This is a genomic window from Flavobacterium frigoris (assembly GCF_900111075.1).
Classification (GTDB): Bacteria; Bacteroidota; Bacteroidia; order Flavobacteriales; family Flavobacteriaceae; genus Flavobacterium; species Flavobacterium frigoris.
Genome location: NZ_FOFZ01000001.1, coordinates 47,873 through 68,836 on the forward strand (window position 1 = coordinate 47,873; position 20,964 = coordinate 68,836).

Annotated in this window: 18 protein-coding genes and 1 pseudogene; 5 read left to right on the forward strand and 14 right to left on the reverse strand. The window is 34.3% G+C overall.

What is annotated here, in order from left to right; all coding sequences use genetic code 11:
• Positions 1 to 27 precede the first annotated feature (27 nt).
• From BMW63_RS00190 to BMW63_RS00200, 3 genes are all read right to left on the reverse strand, one after another.
• Entirely contained in the window at positions 28 to 1,068 is a 1,041-nt protein-coding gene (locus tag BMW63_RS00190) for an aldo/keto reductase (protein ID WP_074720049.1), read from the reverse strand.
• 158 nt (positions 1,069 to 1,226) lie between these two features.
• Positions 1,227 to 2,168, reverse strand: coding sequence for an OmpA/MotB family protein (locus BMW63_RS00195; protein ID WP_074720051.1), 942 nt, complete (start codon positions 2,166 to 2,168; stop codon positions 1,227 to 1,229).
• A 40-nt stretch (positions 2,169 to 2,208) separates the two neighbouring features.
• Positions 2,209 to 2,973 (reverse strand): exodeoxyribonuclease III, encoded by a 765-nt coding sequence (locus BMW63_RS00200; RefSeq protein ID WP_074720054.1) that lies wholly within the window; start codon positions 2,971 to 2,973, stop codon positions 2,209 to 2,211.
• A gap of 138 nt (positions 2,974 to 3,111) precedes the next feature.
• On the opposite strand from BMW63_RS00200, the gene BMW63_RS00205 reads away from it, so the two are divergent.
• Positions 3,112 to 4,914 (forward strand): GNAT family N-acyltransferase, encoded by a 1,803-nt coding sequence (locus BMW63_RS00205; protein ID WP_074720056.1) that lies wholly within the window; start codon positions 3,112 to 3,114, stop codon positions 4,912 to 4,914.
• Between the two features lie 63 nt (positions 4,915 to 4,977).
• Here the strand turns inward: BMW63_RS00205 and BMW63_RS00210 are convergent, their stop codons facing one another.
• The 10 genes and pseudogenes from BMW63_RS00210 to BMW63_RS18055 form a co-directional block, all read right to left on the reverse strand.
• Entirely contained in the window at positions 4,978 to 5,259 is a 282-nt protein-coding gene (locus tag BMW63_RS00210) for a TM2 domain-containing protein (RefSeq protein ID WP_074720058.1), read from the reverse strand.
• A 457-nt stretch (positions 5,260 to 5,716) separates the two neighbouring features.
• A pseudogene (locus BMW63_RS00215) lies at positions 5,717 to 6,655 on the reverse strand (2-hydroxyacid dehydrogenase); the annotation flags it as partial.
• Positions 6,656 to 7,185: 530 nt separating this feature from the next.
• Positions 7,186 to 7,962, reverse strand: coding sequence for a pyrroline-5-carboxylate reductase (proC, locus tag BMW63_RS00220; RefSeq protein WP_074721093.1), 777 nt, complete (start codon positions 7,960 to 7,962; stop codon positions 7,186 to 7,188).
• 85 nt (positions 7,963 to 8,047) lie between these two features.
• Positions 8,048 to 9,400 (reverse strand): magnesium transporter, encoded by a 1,353-nt coding sequence (mgtE, locus tag BMW63_RS00225; RefSeq protein ID WP_074720060.1) that lies wholly within the window; start codon positions 9,398 to 9,400, stop codon positions 8,048 to 8,050.
• Positions 9,390 to 10,169: a 16S rRNA (adenine(1518)-N(6)/adenine(1519)-N(6))-dimethyltransferase RsmA gene (rsmA, locus tag BMW63_RS00230; protein ID WP_074720062.1), complete on the reverse strand. Its 780-nt coding sequence runs from the start codon at positions 10,167 to 10,169 to the stop codon at positions 9,390 to 9,392. The genes mgtE and rsmA overlap by 11 nt, the downstream gene beginning before the upstream one ends.
• 132 nt (positions 10,170 to 10,301) lie before the next feature.
• A complete protein-coding gene (locus BMW63_RS00235) occupies positions 10,302 to 10,613 on the reverse strand; it encodes a DUF4286 family protein (RefSeq protein ID WP_074721095.1) in 312 nt (103 codons plus the stop codon).
• Positions 10,614 to 10,736: 123 nt separating this feature from the next.
• A complete protein-coding gene (locus BMW63_RS00240) occupies positions 10,737 to 12,515 on the reverse strand; it encodes a tetratricopeptide repeat protein (RefSeq protein ID WP_074720064.1) in 1,779 nt (592 codons plus the stop codon).
• A 92-nt stretch (positions 12,516 to 12,607) separates the two neighbouring features.
• Positions 12,608 to 13,879 (reverse strand): serine--tRNA ligase, encoded by a 1,272-nt coding sequence (gene serS / locus BMW63_RS00245; RefSeq protein ID WP_074720067.1) that lies wholly within the window; start codon positions 13,877 to 13,879, stop codon positions 12,608 to 12,610.
• 313 nt (positions 13,880 to 14,192) lie between these two features.
• On the reverse strand, positions 14,193 to 14,732 hold the full coding sequence (locus tag BMW63_RS00250) for a DMP19 family protein (RefSeq protein ID WP_074720069.1): 540 nt from the start codon (positions 14,730 to 14,732) through the stop codon (positions 14,193 to 14,195).
• A 135-nt stretch (positions 14,733 to 14,867) separates the two neighbouring features.
• Positions 14,868 to 15,038 (reverse strand): hypothetical protein, encoded by a 171-nt coding sequence (locus BMW63_RS18055; protein WP_175460244.1) that lies wholly within the window; start codon positions 15,036 to 15,038, stop codon positions 14,868 to 14,870.
• A gap of 301 nt (positions 15,039 to 15,339) precedes the next feature.
• Between BMW63_RS18055 and BMW63_RS00255 the strand changes: the two genes are divergently transcribed.
• A complete protein-coding gene (locus BMW63_RS00255) occupies positions 15,340 to 16,128 on the forward strand; it encodes a HipA family kinase (RefSeq protein ID WP_074720071.1) in 789 nt (262 codons plus the stop codon).
• The gene (locus tag BMW63_RS00260; protein WP_175460245.1) at positions 16,125 to 16,988 is read left to right on the forward strand and encodes a DUF3037 domain-containing protein; all 864 of its coding nucleotides are present in this window, start codon (positions 16,125 to 16,127) and stop codon (positions 16,986 to 16,988) included. Before BMW63_RS00255 ends, BMW63_RS00260 begins: the two co-directional genes overlap by 4 nt.
• 253 nt (positions 16,989 to 17,241) lie before the next feature.
• On the opposite strand, the gene BMW63_RS00265 is transcribed toward BMW63_RS00260, so the two are convergent.
• Complete coding sequence (locus tag BMW63_RS00265; protein WP_074720075.1) at positions 17,242 to 17,433, reverse strand: hypothetical protein; 192 nt, start codon at positions 17,431 to 17,433, stop codon at positions 17,242 to 17,244.
• 497 nt (positions 17,434 to 17,930) lie between these two features.
• Here BMW63_RS00265 and metG point away from each other — a divergent pair, with 497 nt between their 5' ends.
• On the forward strand, positions 17,931 to 19,988 hold the full coding sequence (gene metG, locus BMW63_RS00270) for a methionine--tRNA ligase (protein WP_074720077.1): 2,058 nt from the start codon (positions 17,931 to 17,933) through the stop codon (positions 19,986 to 19,988).
• Between the two features lie 80 nt (positions 19,989 to 20,068).
• The gene (locus tag BMW63_RS00275) at positions 20,069 to 20,956 is read left to right on the forward strand and encodes a DMT family transporter (protein ID WP_074720079.1); all 888 of its coding nucleotides are present in this window, start codon (positions 20,069 to 20,071) and stop codon (positions 20,954 to 20,956) included.
• Positions 20,957 to 20,964 lie beyond the last annotated feature (8 nt).

Below are 20,964 nucleotides of genomic sequence, written 5' to 3' on the forward strand. Positions count from 1 at the left end.
TTAAAATGATTACTTCATTATGACTCATTACGGTGCCGGATCAGGAATTATAGCCTGAACTTCGTCAATTGCCTTTAGTATTTCATCAGACAACGATACTTGAATGGTATCTATATTTTCTTTGAGTTGCTCCATTGTTGTAGCCCCAATAATCGTACTAGCCACAAAAGGCTGTTGTTCTATAAAAGCCAACGACAATTCCGTTAAGCTTAACCCATTTTTATGAGCAATTTCCTGATATAGTCTTGTAGCTTCGGTACATTGAGCGCTATTGTATCTTGAAAACTGAGGAAACAAATTAATCCTTGCGTTAGGATGTTTTTCTCCACTGAGGAATTTTCCCGATAAGATTCCAAAAGCCATTGGAGAATAAGCTAACAAACCTACATTTTCTCTCAAGCTTATTTCGGCAGAACCGCTTTCAAATAGCCTATTCAATAAAGAATAAGGATTTTGAACTGTTTTTATTCTCGGCAAATTATGATGCTTGCTTTCTTCTAGAAAACGCATAATTCCCCATGGCGTTTCGTTAGAAAGTCCGATATGTTTAATCTTCCCTTCCTTTATAAAATCTCCCAAAGTATCCAAAACAGCATGGATATTATCTTCCCAAGCATCATCCTCTTGGACTTTAAAACCTCTTTGTCCAAAAAAATTGGTTTTTCGCTCCGGCCAGTGCAATTGATACAAATCTATATAATCCGTTTGAAGGCGCTGCAAACTATTATCTAAAGCATATTTTATACTTGTAGGCGAAAAGTCATTCTTATCGCGCATGTAGGTAAAATTAGGGTTGGGACCTGCAATTTTAGAAGCTAAGACAACTTCTTCTCTTCTTCCAGATTTTTTGAACCAAGTTCCAAGAATTTTTTCAGTACTCCCGTAGGTTTCCTCCCTTGCTGGAACGGAATACATCTCAGCTGTATCAAAAAAATTAACTCCTTTTTCAAGTGCGTAATTCATCTGTTCATGTCCTTCTGTCTCTGTATTTTGCTGACCAAAAGTCATGGTGCCTAAACATATTTTACTAACTTTTATTTCAGTATTGGGTAGGGTTGTATATTTCATTTATTTGATTAAAATTAAAAAGCATGGAGATACAAATGTACCTTTTATTGACAGTTCATAGTATAGCGTTAACAGATTTTTTAGAAACGTTCACCATATTAAACACAAAAAGGTTCAGCGGCTTATGGCTGAACCTTTTGTATTAAAAACAGTATAATTTAGTTTATTTCATTCAACATTTCAGCGATTTCATCTAATCTTGGCGTTAAGATAATCTCAATTCTTCTGTTTTTTGCTTTTCCTTCTGCTGTTGCATTACTAGCTAATGGAGAGAATTCCCCACGTCCTGCAGCAGTTAAGTTTTGCTTATTAATATTTTTGTTTTCGCCTAAAATTGCAACTATAGCAGTAGCTCTTTTAGTGGATAAATCCCAATTATTAGCAATTGGTCCAGAACTAGAAAAACCATCATCATCAGTATGACCTTCAATCAATACTGAAATATCTGGATTATCTCCTAACACTTTCCCTAACTCTACTACCGCTTTCTTTCCCTCAGAACCTACAGCCCAACTACCAGAGTTGAACAGTAGTTTATTTTCCATGGACACATATACTTTCCCGTTTTTTTGCTCCACCGTTAAACCTTTCCCTTCAAAACTATTTAAAGCATTAGAAAGCGTTTCTTTCAGTTTTTTCATCGTCGCTTCTTTGGCAGCAATCAACGATTCCAATTCCTGAAGTCTTTGAGCACTTTTATTCAGTCGCTCTTGTTCTATTGCCAAAGCCTTTCCTTTAGCATCTAATTGCGAAAGCAAATCACGATTCTTGCTCATATTAATTTGCAACGCTTCATTGCTATTTTTCTCCAATGCTTTGTACGATTCTTGCATCACGTCCATTTTATTACTTAAAGCACCATAATCAGCCAACCATTTATCACGATCTGACTTTAATTTACTGAAATCTGTTTTTAATGCGTCCTGCTCTAGTTCCAATTGATTCTTGGCTTTCAAAAGACCCGCATTTTCATCGGCTAAAACTCGATTTTCTTTCTTTAAATCGGTAAACTTATTTTCTAAATCGTTGTAAATTTTCTTGGATACGCAAGAAGTCGAAAGCGCTACAATTAACAATCCTAGTGAAATTCTTTTTATCATTTTTAATACTTTAAAATTTATTTTCCTTTTTATTATAAATCTAACTTATCTCTACCAAAACGGGACAATGATCCGAATGTTTTGCTTCGGGCAAAATTAAAGCCCGTTTTATTCTTTCCCGCAACGGCTCACTCACTAAACAATAATCAATACGCCACCCCTTATTGTTGAGTCTAGCAGTAGGAACTCGAACGGTCCACCAAGTATAGTTGTCTGGTTCTTTATTTAAAAAACGAAAACTATCAACGAATCCATTATTCAGAAATGTGTCAAGCCAAGCTCTTTCTTCAGGTAAAAATCCAGATACTTTTTTATTTCGAACTGGGTCATGGATATCAATGGCTTCGTGACATATGTTATAATCACCACAAATTACCAGATTAGGAATCTCTTTCTTTAAATCTGTAATATAATTTTGAAAATCATCCATAAACATAAATTTATGGTCTAATCTTTCACTATTTGTCCCTGAAGGCAGATACAAACTCATCACTGATAACTCATCGAAGTCTACGCGTATATTCCTTCCTTCAAAATCCATATGCTCAATTCCCGTTCCAAATACGACATTGTTTGGTTTGACTTTTGATAAAATAGCCACTCCACTATATCCTTTTTTTGTAGCCGGAAACCAATAATGGTAGGGGTATCCCGCTAGTTCAAAATCCAATAATGGGAGCTGTTCCGGAGAAGCCTTAATTTCCTGAAGACAAATAACATCTGGATTTGCCTGTTGTAACCAATCAATGAATCCTTTAGAAATTGCAGAACGAATTCCGTTAACGTTATAAGAAATAATCTTCATTTTACTATAATTTTGAATTTCAAAAGTACTAAAAAATAAAAATCAAACACTCGAAAAAACAAGAAAATGCAATGGTATTATAGCTTAATCATAGACTTTTTGTTTATCTTTGTTTTTCCCTCAAAAAACAATACGTAAATGGGTTTAGTTACCGCAAAAGAAGTTGCAAAAGCAATAAATGCTGAAAAATATGGAATTCTGGGAACTTTTTCCGGTTGGCTTTTAATGAAAGCATTAAAAATATCTAAGCTTAATGAATTTTATGATGGCAATAAGCATTTAAAAGATGTTGATTTCTTAAATGCCATATTAGACGACTTACAAATAAAATTTGAAATCCCGGAAGATGATTTTAAAAGACTACCAAAAGAAGGCGCTTATATAACCATTTCCAATCATCCCTTAGGTGGTATAGATGGTGTTTTGTTGTTGAAATTAATGCTCGATAGAGAACCTAATTTCAAAATAATCGCAAACTTCTTATTACATAGGATTGAGCCTCTCAAAAAATACATCATGCCAGTTAATCCTTTTGAAAATCATAAGGATGCTAAATCAAGTGTGATAGGAATCAAAGAAACTTTGCGTCATTTAAGTGATGGAAAACCACTTGGAATGTTTCCAGCTGGAGAAGTTTCCAGTTATAAAGATGGAAAACTTATGGTCGACAAACCATGGGAAGAAGGAGCTATTAAAGTAATCCGTAAAGCGCAAGTTCCTGTTGTGCCTATTTACTTTCACGCTAAAAATAGTTGGTTATTTTATTTCCTTTCTAAAATTAGCGGAACCTTTCGCACTGCAAAATTACCTTCAGAAGTTTTCAGTCAGAAGCATCGGGTCATAAAAGTCAGAATAGGGAAACCGATTTCAGTGGCAGAACAAAACGAATACAAAACAACAGAACTCTATTCTGAATTCTTGAGAAAAAAGACCTATATGTTGGCTAATCCTTACGAGAAAGAGAGTAAGTTATTGACGACACCAAATTTAAAAATCCCCCGAAGCCCTAAAGAAATAGTAACTCCTGCAAATGGAGAAAAAATTATTTCAGAAGTTGATGCGTTGCGAGACACGGATTGCAGACTCTTACAAAGTAAAAACTACGAAGTCTTTTTTGCTGAAGCAAATACAATTCCAAACATCCTTCATGAAATAGGACGCTTGCGCGAAATTACTTTTAGAGAAGTGGGCGAAGGAACAAACGAGTCTATCGATTTAGACAAATTTGATCAATACTACCATCATCTTTTCTTATGGGATGATGATGCAAAGAAAATTGCAGGAGCTTATAGAATGGGACTAGGTTCAGAAATTTACCCGAAATACGGAATAGAAGGTTTTTATTTGAATGAACTTTTTCGTTTTGAGCCAGAACTTCACGACATGATGAATAAATCTATAGAAATGGGTCGCGCATTTATCATCAAAGAATACCAGCAAAAACCGATGCCCCTTTTCTTGCTCTGGAAAGGAATCATTCATACCACTTTACGTTTTCCGGAACATAAATTCCTTCTTGGAGGCGTAAGTATCAGTAATCAATTCTCTGATTTTTCAAAATCTTTGATGATTGAATTTATGAAATCGAATTATTATGATCCTTATATTGCACAGTATATCCATCCGAAAAAGGCTTACAAAGTAAAACTAAAAGATGCTGATAAAGATTTTATTTTTAATGAAACAGAAGCTGATTTAAATAAATTTGACAAAATTATTGACGAACTCGAACCAGGAGTTTTGCGTTTGCCAGTGTTAATTAAAAAATACATCAAACAAAATGCAAAAGTGGTTGCTTTTAATGTTGATCCATTGTTTAACAATGCTGTCGATGGCTTGATGTACATTAGAATCGCAGATATTCCAGAAAGCACAATGAAACCAGTTATGGAAGAATTTCAGGCTGAACTGGAAAGAAAATTAGCTGACAAGGAAGATTAGTCAGGTATAATAACGTTCAATTAAACATAAAAAAGTCTCGACAATGTCGAGACTTTTTTATGTTTAGAACCATCCTTTTTTATTTACCTGATATGTTTGATAGAACTCTTCGTCTGACTTAGTCAAGTAAACTATTCCCTCAATAATCCCTAATAAAGTCGTCACTGAACCACATGTAACAAGACTAATCACAAGCCATATTATCCCTTCCGTCGTGTACCCTAAAAGAAATTTATGAATCCCAAAAGGCGCCAGAAGAATTGCTAATAAACCGGCTGCTATTTTTTTATTATCTTCATGAACCGGTTGTGGAGCATTCCAAGATTCATGTTTTGCATTTTCCATAATAGTTGATTATTTGATTGATTTTAAGGATTAAATATATAATTTTTTATTTAAAAACATCATCAATTGGCTCCCAAAGTTCAATTTTATTTCCTTCAGGATCCAAAATCCAACCAAATTTACCGTAATCAAAGCACGCCATCTCTCCTACAATAGTGACTCCTTCTTCTTTTAATTGTAGCAACAACATCTCTAAATTATGTACTCTAAAATTCTGCATGAATTGTTTCTCACTAGGCTCAAAATAAGTCGTATCCTCAGCAAATGGAGACCATTGCGTAGAACAATCTTTACCCTTACTATCTTTCCACCAAAAAGTAGAACCATAGTCGTCTGTTTTTAATCCTAAGTGTTTCCCATACCAAGCAACCAATTCTTTAGCACTTTTTGATTTAAAAAACAACCCTCCTATTCCCGTAACTCGTTTTTCATCGACTACAACTTTGTCTTCACCAAGATACTTTGACTTAATCTTATCTACAATTACTTGAGCCAATCGTTCGTGACTCTCAAAAGTCCATCCCGCGACATGAGGTGTTAATATAACGTTATCTGCTTTTAATAAGTATTGAAACGCTTCAGGTGTATTATTATCTTGAAAAAGAGTTTCGAAAGATAATTTCTCATACTCCAACACATCTAGTCCTGCCCCCAAAATTTTTCCTGCAGACATAGCAGCTGCCAAATCTGCGGTAACTATATTTTTACCCCTAGAAGTGTTAAAAATCCAGAAAGGCTTCGCAAAAGCAGTGATAAAAGCAGTATCAACCATCTTATCGGTTTCCGGTGTCCATGGGATATGTAAACTCAATACATCTGACTTTCGCTGTAATTCTTCCAAGGAAACCTGCTTTGCATTGGCATCGCCAACATTTCCTAGAATATCATAGCACAACACTTCTACTTCAAAACCACGGAGTTTTTTGGCAAATGATTTCCCCATATTACCATAACCTATAATCCCTACTGTTTTGCCGTCTAGTTCATGTCCTCTATTACTTTCTCGATTCCAATGTCCTGATCGAATTTGCCTGTCTGCCTTATTCAAATTATTAAACAACGACAGAATCATTCCTAAAGTATGCTCCGCAACCGCATTCCTATTTCCTTCTGGAGCGGCAATGAGCGAAATGTTTTTCGATTTTGCATAGTCGCAGTCGATACTTTCTAGTCCAGCACCTACACGCGCTATAAACTGTAAATTAGTGGCTTTGTCTAAAAAGGTTTTATCAATTTTAAATCGGCTTCGAATTACAACCCCATGATAGGATTGTATTTTTGCTTCGATTTCGTCCTTAGAAGAAGTAAAATCTTCGTGATTTTCAAAACCCAATTCTTGTAATTGCCGCTTTAAAATGGGATTGTTGCTGTCAATATGAAGAATTTTAATATCCATGAAAATGATTTCTAAGTTAGAAATCAAAATTAATAAAAAATTACGGTTTATAGTTTTAAGAACTCAATAGATTCCAATTTACTAAAAATAAAAAAAACCATTTCTAAATTATATAAATTTAGAAATGGTTTTCCACCTAATACCATCCATATTGGATACTATTCTAAGTACATTCTTTTAAAACACCCGTTTAATCGTTTAAAATGGAGAGGCTTTTTGTCCTCCATATAAAAAATCAGAAATTCTCTCGTAAAGATTGTAAAGTAATTTTTTCATCATAATGAATTTTAATTGTTAATATTCAATTATACCATTAGATAGAAAAGTAAGAGTAGATCAATAAGGCTATCACAAATTTACGTTTAATTATACCTCAAATAATACGCTTCAGCTATTTTTCGATGAATTACACTTTTAATCCGATGAACTACTTGCTTTAGTTTGTTTTACACATCATATCGATTATAAAAATCTAGCATTGAGGTACTTATAGATAATTTATGTAAAATTTACATTACACAAATTTAAAATTAACCTTTTATTTGATTCAAAGAAGTTTTGATTCCTCGTATCAATGAGGAACTAAATCCATGCATTTCCATTTCGTTAAGTCCGGCAATAGTACAACCCTTTGGAGTTGTTACTCGATCTATTAATTGTTCTGGATGCACTTGTTCTTCCATAAGCATTTCCGCAGCCCCTTTGACGGTTTGAGCTGAAATGGCCAAAGCTGTTTTCCAATCAAATCCTATTTCGATACCAGCCTGCATCGATGCTCTAATATAACGCAACGCAAAAGCAGTTCCGCTTGCGGCCAAAACAGTAGCGGCGTCCATTAATTTTTCATCAATAACTGGAGCTGTACCAAGATTCTCAAATAAAGTAATAACAGCCTGAGCTTGCGATTTATTATTTTCATTGAATGAAATACAGGTTGCAGACTCTCCAAATTGTGCCGCAATATTAGGCATGATTCGGATAGCCTGGTTCTTGTCACCTATTTTACCTTGAAGCGCTTCTATGGACAAGCCACTCACTGCAGAAGCAATAGTTTTATTCGTGATTTTTGGTAGTATATCAGCCAAAACAACATCTACTTGATAAGGCTTTATCGTAAGAATAATTATGTCGGCGTCTTCAATGTTATGTGTATTGTCTGAAGAAACTGTTATTCCAGAATCTTCGAGATAAGCAATACTAGCCGTATTTCTTCTGGTGACGGTAACCGTATTATTTTTCGAAAATTTAGATATCCCAACTGCAATCGAAGTTCCAAGGTTTCCCCCTCCTATTATATGTATTTTCATTTTTATTTTTGGTTTTTTGATTAATTTAGTCAATAATTTAGCTATCAAAAACAAGCTGTTTTCTTTACAATTCTATATCCTGGAATTAAAAGCCTAAAATAATTCTTGCAATTGAGAAATAGATAAGAATACCACAAATATCATTACTAGTAGTGATAAAAGGCCCTGTCGCCAAGGCGGGGTCAATCCCAAATTTATCCAACAATAATGGCACAAATGTTCCAATAAGTGACGCAATTATAATCACCGAAACTAAAGCCGTCGTGACAATTACCCCAATCACAATTTTTACATCCAAAAGATAATGACTCCCTACAAACAATATAACTGCTAGAATTACCCCATTAAGTAAACTAAGAGATACTTCTTTCATCAATCGACTAAATAAGGATCCACTCAAAGTGTTGTTTGCCAAACCTTGCACAATTATCGCTGATGATTGCACTCCGACATTTCCTGCCATTGCAGCAATTAGCGGAGTAAAAAAGAATAATTCTCCATGCTTTAACATAGCGCCTTCAAATAACCCAAGCACTTTTACAGAAATAAAACCTCCTAGCAACGCTAAAACCAACCACGGCAAACGTGCTTTAGTATGCTCTAAAATACTATCATCTGCTTCTACATCCTTAGAGATACCCGCCGCTAACTGGTAATCCTGATCTGCTTCATCTCTAATGACGTCAATAATATCATCAATGGTGATTCGACCTACTAAACGACCCATTTCATCAACAACAGGAATAGCTTCTAAATCATATTTTTGCATAATTCGGGCCACCTCAACATCTTCAGTATCTACATTAACGTAATTTAATTTTCGGATGTAAATATCATTGATATTTGTTTTTGTCGACGTAGTCAATAAATCCTTTAACGAAAGTCTTCCTTTCAATCTGTTTTCATCATCGACCACATAGATAGAATGCACGCGAGAAACATTTTCTGCCTGAACGCGCATTTCTTTGACACATGTCAGGACATTCCAGTTTTCGTTCACTTTCACCAGCTCTTTCCCCATCAATCCCCCTGCAGAGTTCTCATCGTAACGCAACAAATCAACAATGTCTTTTGCATGCTCAACATCATTCAATTCAGAGATTACTTCGGCTTTTAAGTCCTGAGAAAGCTCTGCGATAATATCGGCCGCATCATTCGTATCTAGCTCATCTAATTCTTCTGCAATCTCTTTTGCCGAAAGGCGACTTAATATATTTTCACGTAAATCATCTTCTAGTTCAAGAAGAATTTCTGCGGTTTTATCACTGTCTAATACCTTAAAAATATAGGTTGCCTCATCAAAATCAAGCTCATCCAGAATCTCTGCAATATCAGCATGGTGCATGTCATTCAATAAGGCTTCAAGTTCCTTATCGTTTTTATTGACAATGTGTTGCTCTAATTCGAGTATTAAGTTTTTGCTGATTTTAAATTCCATCCGCTTCTATTTTTTGGGTAAGTTCAATAAATTGCGCTACGTCTAACTGTTCTGGGCGAAGATCAAAGATTGGGTCCTCTCTTAAACTATCAGATAAGTTCATCGTTTTCAAACTGTTTCTCATGGTTTTACGACGTTGTTGAAATGCCGTTTTAACTACCGTAAAAAATAATTTCTCCCCGCAAGGCAAACTATAATCTTTTTTTCTGCGCAAACGCAAAACACCTGATTTTACTTTTGGTGGCGGAATAAAAACATTTTCATCTACCGTAAATAAATATTCTGCATCATAAAAAGCTTGCACTAAAACAGACAGAATTCCGTATGCTTTAGTTCCTTTCTTTTCACAAATGCGTTGTGCCACTTCTTTTTGAAACATACCCGCAAATTCAGGTATCTGATCGCGATATTCTAATGTTCGAAAAACAATTTGTGTCGAAATATTATAGGGGAAATTCCCGATAATAGCGAACTGCTTCCCTTCAAAAATTTCGTTTATATTGTATCTCAAAAAATCTTTTGAGATAATCTTATCCTTCAATTTTGGATAATTTTCATCCAAATAAGTCACAGATTCTGTATCGATTTCAATTACATAAGTCGTAACTGGCTTTTCTAACAAATACTTAGTTAAAACACCCATTCCCGGCCCTATCTCTAATATATCATCATACCCTTCCAAGTTCAACGTGTCAGCAATATCCTTAGCGATGCTTTCATCCTTTAAGAAGTGCTGTCCGAGATGTTTTTTGGCTTTTACTTTTTCCATTTTCTTTTGTTTTACCACACAGGCACTAAAGCACTAAGTGTAATTTTTATTGTAACTTACTTTTAGCGACTATGCAAAAGCAGGTTCCCGACTATTGCCTGAATACTTAAAACTGAATACTGACCACTCCATTTAGTGTTCAGAAATCACTTCCAACTCTGTTCTAAAGGCAAGCATTTTTTCTCCAAACAGCTTTGCTCCTTCCTCGCGGAATCTTGGCGCATCTTCCTGATAGTATTTCTCTAATGTCTCCTTACTATCGGTTGTATATTGAGCCGAATAAGTTACACCGCCCATTTCTTCTTCTATCAATACGCGAACTAATCTGGCGGCAGTAAATTTACCTGTAGCTAGAATTTCAGGAATGTGTTTGTGTTGCATCCATATGATCCATTGGTCATGAACGCTTTCATGTATGTTTGTGGTAACGTTGTATATTATCATTTTAGATTTAGGATTTAAGAATTTAGGTTTAGGATTTGACATTCTAACTCAAACTCGTTATTCTATATGTTATAGCATTCTATTCATTTTACTCTAATTTCGCTTCAGGGAGTTAGAGGGAATTTATAAATTAGTATCTCCCCGCAATTGCCTGAAACTTTTTCTAGCTTCAACAAAGTAGATGCTGTCTTCGTGATTAAAAATTATCTTTTCATATAACGGCTTAGCTTTATCCGCTTCTTTCAACTTTTTATTATAAATCTCTGCCGAAAAAAACAAAGCCTCATCAATATAAATTCCGTCGTTATGATGGTCAATAATCTCTTGATATTGGCTTAAAGCCAAATTATAGTCTGCTGTTTTCTCATAAATTTTTCCTAAACGCAATAAGGTAACCGCTTCTATTTCCTGACCCTTGTATTTTTTCAAGATTGATTGAAACTGAGCAATTGCTTCCTGATTTCTATTTTGATATAAAAGATAATCTCCTTTTGCAAATTCCTTTAAGGCTGTTTGTGTCGAATCAGCCACAGTATTATCATTTATCAACAGAAAGTATTCTAATGCATCATTTGCTATCAGTTGCGTGTTGGCTGATTTTAGTTCCTTAAATTGTTTCAACGCCCACACAAAATCAGTTTTAAAATAACTCGTTTTAGCTGCTTTTAAACTGGCTTCATGAGCCACCACATCATTTTTTAAATCCATCTCAATTTGAGAATAGTAGATTAATGCCTGATTAAATTTTTCTTCGAAAAGTAAAATGTCTGCTAATTCCATTTTAACCTGCGCAACTTTATAATCATCCAATCGTAAGTCTAATGCTTTTTTAATAATAGCTCTTCCTTGCTCCGGATTTTTCAAATTAAAAGCCACAAAATGCGCCTGAATTAATTGCAAAGATAAGGTAAATGGGCTGATTTCATATTCTGCCAGTAATCCTTCTATTTCTGCATTGATATTTGCAAAATCTTTTTCTTTTGCCTTTTCTATTTTTATGCTGATCAAATAGGTATGTGCCTGAATAAGTAATTCGAGATCTTTGGTGTTTTCTAGTACAAATTCTAAGATTTCAACCGCCATTTCCTGATCGTCTTCTTCCACTGCAAGATGTGCTAAATTGACGATATTAGACAACGATTCCGAGTTACGTTTGTAAATAGCTTTCTCTTGTATAAAAGCTTTTGAAAACTCTTTTTGTTGCACGTAAAACCAACTCAAATAACGGTTCCAAAACAAATCTTGACTTTTTTGTACTCGCAAAATCAATCCTTTTCTGAGCATCTCATTAAAATTACCATCGCTATCATCAGACATGAATCGAGATAATTGATTTTGAATCATTATCGAATTTTGCGGAGTCGCGTAGGATTCATCTAGAAAAGTAGAAATCATCATTTCTGTATTTCCTAATTGCCCATATAGCAATCCGTTCTGGTAATTAAAATTAAATTGAGGCTCTACCGCTGAAGCCGTTTGATAGGATTTCAAAGCATACTTTAGTAATACTTTTTTCTCAAATGAGGTCGCTATACCATATACTTCATTCGGGTTTTTCTTGATACGATCTAGTGCTTGGTCGTAGAAAATTTTGGCTTTAGCCTCATTTTTCTGCAACTGAAAATTATATCCCAGCTCTACTAAAAGATTCCCCTGATTGTATTTATTAAGTCTGGTTTGAATTGCCTTCTCTGCACTTTCAAATTGTTTCAATTGTTGGTAACAATCAACTGTTCTTAAAAAATAAGGCGTATTTTGAGGAACGTTTAGTAACAACTCCTCATAGCCCATTTTAGCTTTTTCAAAATCACCTTTGTCATAATAATACTGCGCTAACTGTTCGTTTTGAGCAAACGAAAAAAGCGAGAATGACAAAGTGATATATAAAAAAAAGTGCTTCATGTTAAAAGTGTTCAGTATTCAGTGTTCAGTTTGCGAACCGATGTATTATTCAGAAGCAAACTGAACACCGATCACTGAGGACTGAATACTAATTAGTCTATAATATCAAACCCACAGTACGGACGTAAAACTTCAGGTATTACGATTCCTTCTGCTGTTTGGTAGTTTTCAAGTATTCCTGCAAGCACTCTTGGCAAAGCCAATGAACTTCCATTAAGTGTATGGGCTAATTGGTTTTTTCCGTCTTTGTCTTTGAAACGCAATTTCAAACGATTTGACTGGAAAGTTTCAAAATTAGAAACCGAACTAATTTCTAACCAACGGTCTTGGGCGGTAGAAAACACTTCGAAATCATAAGTCAATGCCGATGTGAATCCCATATCTCCACCACAAAGGCGTAAGATTCTATAGGGTAACTTTAATTCGTTAAGGATGTCTTTTATATGTTCTACCATTCCGTCCAAAGCTTCGTATGATTTATCAGGATGCTCTACACGTACAATTTCAACTTTATCAAACTGATGCAAACGATTCAATCCACGTACATGTGCTCCGTAAGAACCTGCTTCACGACGGAAACAGGGTGTATAGGCTGTAGTAAGAACAGGTAATTCACTTTCGTTTAAGATTACATCTCTAAACATATTTGTTACCGGAACTTCAGCCGTAGGAATTAAATATAAATTATCAGTTGCGTCATGGTACATCTGCCCTTCTTTGTCTGGCAATTGTCCGGTTCCATAAGCCGAAGCCTCGTTTACCATATGAGGCACTTGCACTTCATTATAACCCGCTGCTGTATTTTTATCTAAGAAATAGTTGATTAAAGCACGTTGCAATCGCGCTCCTTTTCCTTTATAAACCGGAAATCCTGCACCAGCAATTTTATTTCCTAGCTCAAAATCAATGATATCGTATTTTTTTACTAATTCCCAATGCGGTTGTGCCCCTTCGTGCAAAACAGGAACTTCACCCGCTTCAAAAACGTTTAGATTTTCCTCTGGCGTTTTCCCTACTGGTACAATATCTGCTGGAAGGTTAGGTAAAGTATATAGTTTCTCGGTTAGTTCAGCAGCAAGTGCGTCTGCTATTTCTGCTAAATTCTTACTTTTCTCCTTATTTAAAACCGTTTTTTCTTTTAGGATAGCGGCTTTCGATTTCTCGCCGTTTTTCATCAATTCGCCAATGTCCTTGGATAATTTATTAGATTCAGCTAAAATTCCGTCTAACTCTACTTGTGTAGCACGACGTTGCGTGTCTAGTTGTACGACATCTTCCACAACACTTTTGGCATCCATATTTCTTTTTGCCAAAGCTTGGATTACTTTCTCTTGATTCTCTCTAATAAATGCAATTTGTAACATAGCTTGAATTTTATAACTCTTGGGTTTTTATCTCTATAAAGAAAGCAAATTTAAGGAAATGTTTGAGACTTATCAGACAAAGTGTTGGGGAAATAATATTTTATCTGATTAAAAAAATAGTTGTTTCACAGAGAAGCACAAAGAGTAGTCGGAGATTCGCAAAAGTTAAAAGCTCTTTTTGCACGGCTCTGATTTTTTTCATTGCGGAACTCTGTGGAATATTCTAATAATAGTTGTTTCGCAAAGAGTCGCAAAGCTTTTAAAACGCTTTGTGTATCTTTTTTTTCTTAACGCATCTCTGTGGAATAGCTATCTATGCCCTTTTAATCTCATGTCCTACAAATTCCTCCAGAACTGCAAACATATCATCTACCGAAAGTACTTCCAGATCAGGGTGGGATTTTAAAAAGCCAGCATTAAGTTCTACTAAGTTTTCTTCTATTTCGAAAAAAGTATCGCTATTCATCAAATCTCTAACTGGATTTACCCCTTCTAGTTTCCCTTTAAAAAATTTATCTCTCTTAACGCTACTCATCAATTTGACTTTCTTGCATTGTTGTTGAAATAATTCCAAATGCTTTTCGGCGCCCAGTAACTGCAGACCTTCTTCGATTAGTTCGTTTAGTTCCGTGTTCCAACCAGAATTATATACAAATTGAGCAAAATTTCCTTCGGTAAATTGTGAAGTGTAATAATCTAAATAATAACTCATCAACGCATCTTCGTGAATTAAATCGTCATCTATTTTTTCTTCACGCATTAGATTAATCACCGAAATATTAGAGTTGATAATGTCTTGTAGATTTTCGCTATTCGCTGCGGTTTCTGAAATTATGATTCTACCGAATTCCATATGGATTTGTTTTTAAGGAGTTGGTTGCAAATTTCGGGTAAAATAATGAAGGATAAAAATGTTTTTTTAATACCCATTTCGCAGATTCCTGAGATGAGTTGTCAATAAAAAACGGTAATGCGGTCAAATAAAAACTTATTTAGAATCGGAATTTTCACTATTCTTCTTCTGATTCATTTTTGCAACCAAAACTTTCAACCGTAATGCCTTTTCTTTTTTTTCTTCTTGAAGTTTGGCGTTTTTTCGATTTAGCAATTTGGTATGTAAAGCCTTATTTTTAGTATTTTTTTCGGGTCCTTTTGCCATGATTTACAGTTTTCTACAATTACGATTGCAAATATAGAGAAAGGGATAGTAAGAATGAGTTAGAATCCAATCCCTACAAACGCTAGCTTGGATTTGCAATCCGTGCCGACAAGCTAATGCAAAAAGACCAGCAATATTTCTTTGTAAAAATGATTACGTACTAATTCGATTAGTTTTGATTTCTATTGCGGGCACGGATTGCAAATCCACCTTTACTTTGTATTAGATAAAAAATATTACTTTTCATTTTATGATGCTAATTAGTAGAAAAAATATTACTTTTCATGATTAAAACTATTGGATGCAAATTTTAAAATTAGTACATATTGATGGATTTATTGATGGAGGAAGTTCAAAACCTCTATTGATAACGGCTGTTGACAGCAGTGGAAAGGCCAATCAATATGTGATGAAACTTTTTAAAAAGAACTATGTTGAACAAAATTATTCGGTAGCTAAAGAAATTTTAATTTGTGAACTTGCTCAAGAATTTAATTTACCCGTTCCAAATTATGCACTAATTGACATTGACCATGAATTATTATCAAAATATTTTGAGCTAGAAGAATTAGCTAAATTGGATAAAAATTACAAATTTTGCAGTGAGTTTAATGGTCAATTTGTCATTTTCAATCCATTAGTTTCATTACAATTTATTAAATCGTATGACATTGCAAATTTATTTGCTTTTGATAATGTAATAATTAACAGCGACAGAGGTGGCTTTAGAAACAAACCGAACCTCCTAGTTAATGATGAAGCAATTTTATTAATTGATCATGAACAAACATTACCTTTCATAAATAATTCATATAGCGACCCAAATTACTTTACTTACCTACAAAACTACCCATACCAACGACATTTAGTAATCACTCATTTAAAGAGTATGAGATTAAAAAATGGTATATTTGATGAGTTTTTAGAGATGTTAAAATATTTGAATATTGAAAAATTTATTCATATTTTTGATCAACTAGATTCTTTAAATATTAACTACGGTCATCGAGAAAATTATTTGTCATTTTTAGAATGGGCAAAGAACAAGAGAGAACCGATCTACAATCATTTAAATGGAATAATAAAATGAAAACTGATTTTTACAAATATTGCATCCTAAAATACAAGCACTCCCCCTTTTTAGATGAGAGTGTAAATATTGGATTGCTAATATTTTACAGTAATACCGGTAAATTCTCATTTAACTATTCTAAAAATTTAAGCCGTATAAAATATATTTATGACAACGTTCCAGAGAGAACAATTAAAGAATATCTCAAACAAATCGAAAAAAGAATAAAAAATTTTTCATTGAATGACGACGTATTTCATAAATTAGAAATTGATGACTTATCGTCATTTGTTTCAAAATACTTATTACCTGCTGACGGAAGCGTTTTACAATTTTCAAATTACAAGAATGATTTTCAACTTGATTTCAAAAATGATTTTATTGAAGATATTCTGCAAAAAAAACATTTGATTGATGATTTAAAATCCCAAAACAATCAATCAAAGGAACCAGAGCTTCTACATAAATTTTATAAAAATCTAAAAGGATTGGATTTCAAGACAATTAATAGAGATAAGAAAAAATTCTATATTGATTATACTGTTAAAAATGAAACAGGTAATGAATTTAAGTTTGATTATGGATGGCAAAATGGCACACTCAATTTAGTAAAACCTATAAGTTTTGACCTTAAAGAATCAAAAAGTATTGCAGAAAAAGCATATAAAAATTTAGGGCAATTTATTGATTTAGAAAATGAAGCTAAAAAAAGTAATTTACGCTATGATTTAATAATCGGAAGACCTCAATCAAAATCTTTATTTAAAGAATATGACCATGCTCTTTCATTACTCGAAAAAATTAAACATGCCAAAATAATTGAAGAGAAAGAGATAGATTTGTATTCCTTAAAAGCAATAAAAGCTATAACCGGATAATTTAGTTGATTTTTTCTATTCCACAAAATTGGATTCATTTCTTATAATGCTAAAATACAAGTATCAATTTCCATTTTTTAAAAGCTTTTTAAATGTAGTTTTTTAATTTAAAATTAAATAATAAAAAACGATTTATTCTTGTATTGGCATTCCGACAAAGAAGGCATTTCATCAAGTATTTCAAGTGTTGTGGATTCTTTATGTGATTCCTCCTTCGCCAGATGACAAATATTTTGGAATTCCTTGCAACTTTTCATTTGTTTTTAAAATAGGCCGTCATTGCCTCAAACATTTTACTAATAGCCAAAACGCCAATTATTGTTGTAAAACATTTAGTGATGTTTTTACTTTTTCTATCTGACATTATCCAAAACAAAATCGTCATTATCATTACAAAGATGAGTACCATCCCTAAATTATTTACTTGCATATCATCTATTTTCATATCTCTTTTTATTTTTTACAAATTGAACAAAGTTTTTTTACACAGTCTGTGACACGTATTTTGTTCAACGAAAGTAATTCTGAACAACGAAATAAAAAAGGACATGATTTTTTGACAAAACACAATGTCAAACAACTAAAAGTCAACAAATTGAATTAAACAACTTTTTATTAAAACCAAAGATCCCTAAAGTTTACGGTACTTTACAAGGGGACAAATCGCGCGGATTATTTTTTGTCCACTTTCTTAAAAAGAACTTGAATTGACTACGCTTTATCATTCCGAGGAACGAGGAATCTCATCAAAGTCCTCACATAACGGAGATTCCTTCTTCGTCGGAATGACAAATGTTGTGGAAATCCGAAATCCCCTAGCCCCGATAGCAGTGAAAATCCTTTTACTTTTTTCTTTAAAAAGTAAAAGATTGAAACGTATAACGGGAAATTGCTCCAAATAAAAATTCTATTGCTTATTTTTGCATCCAATTAAATAGAATCATGATACAGAATCCTAAAAGATATACGATTACAGCGGCATTGCCTTACACTAACGGCCCAATTCACATTGGCCATTTGGCAGGTGTTTATGTGCCTTCTGATATTTATTCTCGTTACCTCAGATTGCAAGGAAGAGACGTTTTGTTTGTTTGCGGAAGCGACGAACACGGTGTTGCTATCTCGATGAAAGCCAAAAAAGAGGGCATTACGCCGCAGCAAGTAATCGATAAATACGATGGAATTATCCGTAAATCGTTTATTGACTTTGATATTTCGTTTGACAACTATTCTCGAACTTCGGCTAAGATTCATCATGATACAGCTTCGGAATTTTTTAGAACTTTATATGAAAAAGGCGATTTTATAGAGCAAGTAACCGAACAATTGTATGATGCCAAAGCGGATCAATTTTTGGCAGACCGTTTTGTAATTGGTACTTGTCCAAAATGTGGTAACGAAGAAGCCTACGGAGATCAATGTGAAAAATGTGGATCAACGCTAAACGCTACCGATTTAATTAACCCAAAATCGACTATTACGGGAGAAACTCCTATTATGAAATCTACGAAACACTGGTTTTTACCTTTGGATCGTTACGAAGATTTCTTGAAAGAGTGGATCTTAGTTGGGCATAAAAACGACTGGAAACCCAATGTTTACGGACAAGTAAAATCCTGGATCGATGGCGGACTAGAACCTCGTGCGGTAACGCGTGACTTAGACTGGGGAATTGATGTTCCCGTTGAAGGTGCCGAAGGAAAAAAATTATATGTGTGGTTTGACGCACCAATTGGCTACATCTCTTCTTCGAAAGAATGGGCTTTGCGCGAAGGAAAAGAATGGGAACCCTACTGGAAAGATCAAGACACCAAGTTGGTTCACTTTATAGGGAAGGACAATATTGTTTTTCACTGTGTTATTTTTCCTGCGATGTTAAAAGCCGAAGGAAGTTATATTTTGCCAGACAATGTGCCTGCAAATGAGTTCTTGAACTTAGAAGGAAATAAATTGTCTACGTCTAAAAACTGGGCGGTTTGGCTGCACGAATATTTGGAAGATTTTCCAGGTCAGCAGGATGTTTTGCGTTATGCATTGACATCGAATGCGCCAGAAACTAAGGATAATGATTTTACTTGGAAAGATTTTCAGGCTAGAAACAACAATGAGCTGGTTGCAATTTATGGTAATTTCATTAATCGTGTGGTGGTTTTAACTAATAAATATTACAATGGTGTTGTTCCTTCACCGAATGAATTATCTGAGGTGGACGAAGCTACTTTAACAGAATTAAAAGCCTATCCTGCTGTAATTTCGAGTTCTGTTGAACGATACCGTTTTAGAGAAGCTTTAGGTGAATTGATGAATGTGGCTCGACTTGGAAATAAATATTTAGCCGATGAAGAGCCTTGGAAAGTAATCAAAGACAATCCAGAGCGCGTGCAAACGCAAATGTATGTAGCCTTGCAAATCGCTGCGGCATTAAGCATTTTATGCGAACCGTTCTTGCCTTTTACCGCCAAAAAATTGTCCCGAATACTAAAAATACAATCTCCATTGTCTTGGGCTACGATTTCAGAAACTTCTGATTTGATTGTAGCAGGACACCAAATTGGAGAAGCAGAATTACTTTTTGCCAAAATTGAAGACGAGGAAATTCAGAAACAAATAGACAAACTAGAAGCTACAAAAACAGCCAATAGTGCCGAAAACAAAAAAGTAGAACCTCAAAAAGAAGCGATTCAGTTTGACGATTTTGCCAAAATGGATTTGCGTGTTGGAACGATTCTGGAAGCCGAAAAAATGCCGAAAGCAAACAAGCTTTTGATTCTAAAAGTAGATACAGGAATTGATGTTCGTACTATCGTTTCCGGAATTGCTGAGAGTTTTAAACCAGAAGATATCATTGGTAAAAAAGTGACTGTTTTAGTCAACTTGGCACCAAGAAACTTACGTGGCGTGGAAAGTCAAGGAATGATTTTGATGACTACTAATGCCGAAGGAAAATTGGTTTTTGTAAATCCAGACACTGAAGCAGCAAATGGAGAGACGATAAATTAAAAAAAAAATACGAATCTCACTAATTAACACTAATGTATTCGTGGAAATTCGTGAAATTCGTGTTTTTAATAGCCTGTAAAATGACCAACGCAAAACCAAGATTAGCTTTAGCTTTTGGAATACTTTGTATTTCTATTTTTCCAATATTAGTCAAACTCAAGCTGGCTCCTGGATTAATTTCGGCATTTTACAGAATGGCGATTGCGCTATCGTTACTTTTACCTTATGTGCTGATTACAAAAAAGTTTACATTCCCAAAAACAACTATTTTAATCCCAGCCGTACTTTGTGGAGTATTATTTGCTTCCGATGTTGCCGTTTGGAATATCGCAATTCAAGAATCTAGTGCAACACAAGCGTCTTTGCTGACTAATTTATCGCCGCTTTGGGTTGGTATTATTTCTTTCGTTTTCCTGAAAATAAAACCAGCCACTAATTTCTGGATTGGAACCATAGTGGCATTATTTGGTATGGCAATGTTAGTGGGTTTCAAATTTTTTCTAGAACTGGATTTTGATAATGCATTTATTCTAGCTGTATTATCTGGAGTTTTGTATTCGATTTATTTGCTGCTGAGCAAAAAAGTGCTCTCTCACTTAGATGTGCTTTCTTTTATGACCATCAGTTTGCTGGCATCTACGATATATTTAGCAATAGTATGCGTTTTGATGAGCGAACCGTTTTATGGGTTTTCAAAAATGGGGTGGTTTATCCTATTTATCCAGGCGCTAGTATGTCAATTGATGGCTTGGTTATCGATTAGTTATGCCACTCAAAGCATGCGCCCTACCCGTATATCGTTGAGTTTATTAGCACAAGCGGTTATTACTTCCATTTTAGCTTGGTTGTTTCTAGATGAACAAATTACCTTAAATATGATTATTGGCGGTCTTATTTTACTTTTTGGTATCCGAATTACCTTTTACACCAAAACACTTTCGATAAAAGAAATAGTAAAAAAACGCTAAGAAGCATT